The organism is Moorena sp. SIO3B2, from assembly GCF_010692525.1.
Classification (GTDB): Bacteria; Cyanobacteriota; Cyanobacteriia; order Cyanobacteriales; family Coleofasciculaceae; genus Moorena; species Moorena producens.
The window spans coordinates 4,836-7,349 of the sequence record NZ_JAAHHE010000302.1; the positions used below are offsets into that span (position 1 = coordinate 4,836).

Below are 2,514 nucleotides of genomic sequence, written 5' to 3' on the forward strand. Positions count from 1 at the left end.
AACCTGTAACCTTCAACCTGTAACCTTCAACCTTTCAACCTTCCAACCTTCAACCTTCATACTTCTCAATCAAATTGTTGCAGTGTGTAAAGACTCCTGAACTTTAACAACAAGTATTCGTAATCTCCAGAAAGTCGTGTTAGCTTTAAAGAGTGGAAGTCATCCTTCAGATAAGAACCTGAAGCCAAAAACCAAATGGGCATAGATAAGATGATTTCTAGCGGTCTATGACCCAGCCACAGTAGGCACCGATCGAACATAGCAAAAAGTGGCGAGAAACCAACAGAAGTTGGAGGAAGCCAAACCAAAGTCCGGAAAGACACGACTGTGTGAGATTAAGTATTAGGTGTATCTGTGTAGTTTGCCAACCATAGTAGTGATTCAAAACTGGTAGTCAGAAAGTTAACTCGTTGAAAATTTGTCTTTTTCCACTCGAATGGGTCTAGTCAATCCTGGCTAGGCCCTTTGAGTATTGGGGAAATGTATTGGGGAAATGTATTGGGGAAATGTATTGGGGAAATCCCAGACACATTAGAAATGATTGCTGTACCGTACCATTAAAGTTAATCAAATGTAAGCATTCAGCCGTCAGCTATCAGCCATCAGCTTCATAGTTCGAGATTAATGATAATTTCAAGTCTGGGGAAAAGCCCTTGGCCAATGACTGATAGCTGATAAGCGACACGCTGATAGCTGACAAAGCAATTAACACTTCACCCTTGACCCTACATGCTTCATACTTTTTCATCTAATCGTTGCAGTTTGTAAAGACTGATTAACTTTAACAACAAGTATTCGGAATCTCCAGAAGGCCGTGTTAGTTTTAAAGAGTGGAAGTCATCCTTCAGAGAAGAACCTGAAGCCAGAAACTAAATGGGCATAGATAAGATGATTTCTACCGGTCTATGACCCAGCCACAGTAGGCACCAATCGAACATAGCAAAAAGTGGCGAGAAACCAACAGAAGTTGGAGTAAGCCAAACCAAAGTCCGGAAAGACACGACTGTGTGAGATTTAGTATTAGGTGTATCTGTGTAGTTTGCCAACCATAGTAGTGATTCAAAACTGGTAGTCAGAAAGTTAACTCGTTGAAAATTTGTCTTTTTCCACTCGAATGGGTCTAGTCAATCCTGGCTAGGCCCATTGAGTATTGTCGTCAATCGATCTAAGTTATTGGTAAGGATTAACATTCCTAGCTTGGGCTGCGAGCTTTAAGGGCAAGCTGATTAACGGCTGTAAGAAAAACTGATGGAGTATTGACTATGGCAGTAGTACAGTTAAAAGTTCCCAGTATTGCGTGTGATGTCTGTGCCAAGACCATTACCGAAGGTATACTCCAACAGGAGCCAGATTCTAAAGTCGCAGTGGATGTAACATCAAAGACGGTTAGAGTTGAAACCGAAGCATCTGAAGAGTCAATTAGACAGATCATAACGACTGTCGGTCACAGCGTGGAGTAAGCTACCAATTGACACTCCCCGCCCTGGAAGGACGGGGATTCTTGCTTGGCCTATGGCCACGCGATCGCGTTCAACGGGGTGACTTGTAAAACCCTTGCCGGAGCCAGGAAAAATAGAGGTGGATTCGACCCAAGCGTATTTGGTCTATGACCTAGGTTTCGGTGTGCCGGAAACGAAACCTGATCAGAGGGTCGCCTTAATAAAAAAGGTTAAAACTTTTTACACAAGCGCCGACTAACTATAAAGGCGACCCTCTGATTAAGGTAACTTCTAACCCCACCGTACCTAATCTAGTTAACAAGTTAGATAAACTTTTTCTTGATCTTATGTTTTCGGAGATCTCCAAATCTAAGAATTTGATGATGCAATAAGCTGATATCTTAGCTGATTTTTTACATCATCTACTTATTTTAATATCATGTTTATCTAGAACATTAATTGTTTTTTTCGTTAGGTTTTTATCTTAACACGATGCGAAAAAACCGTCAAGTCTTAATTTAACAAAAAGCCTACCGTAAGAGTTAAGAAGCCTTAATTAATAAGTTTTAACCCTTTTGCTCATAGCCTGCTCCCAATAAATGCTTCTTAACTCTGAGGCGCGCGTCTCCTATAAGGACGGGGCGCGATTACCCAAATTTTTTGGTAAGCTAGTGTGATTTCAATGGCCCTTTATTTTCTAAAGGCTCCTAGTTGGAACGAGCCGCACTTCGACAATACATCATTAATTTATATGTAAGTATTCAGCTATCAGCGTGTCGCGTATCAGCTATCAGCGTGTCGCGTATCAGCGTGTCGCGTATCAGCTAATGCGCACGCTACTTGAGGTGCTACAGATGGTGCTTTTGAATAAGCGATGCAGAGGTGCGACCCGTGGCGAATTTAATTACGGGTCAAACGCACCATTACGGTCTTGGGGAGGCAGCGCCGCCAAAGGGGGTTCCCCCCATGACCGCGCTGCCGTGGTTTCCCCCGGAGACAAAACCTTAGATAGGGTCGCCTTTATAGTTAGCAGGTTATGCAGAAAAGGGTTAAATATTTTTTAATAAGGCGACCC

Annotated in this window: 1 protein-coding gene; it reads left to right on the forward strand. The window is 42.5% G+C overall.

Going from position 1 to position 2,514, the window contains the following annotated elements; all coding sequences use genetic code 11:
• Nucleotides 1-1,262: 1,262 nt before the first annotated feature.
• The gene (locus F6K38_RS31875; RefSeq protein ID WP_008181598.1) at nt 1,263-1,460 is read left to right on the forward strand and encodes a heavy-metal-associated domain-containing protein; all 198 of its coding nucleotides are present in this window, start codon (nt 1,263-1,265) and stop codon (nt 1,458-1,460) included.
• Nucleotides 1,461-2,514: the final 1,054 nt, after the last annotated feature.

Excerpts from the sequence above, each read along its gene's own strand:
- F6K38_RS31875 (WP_008181598.1), top strand. The coding sequence starts at position 1,263 with ATGGCAGTAGTACAGTTAAAAGTTCCCAGTATTGCGTGTGATGTCTGT.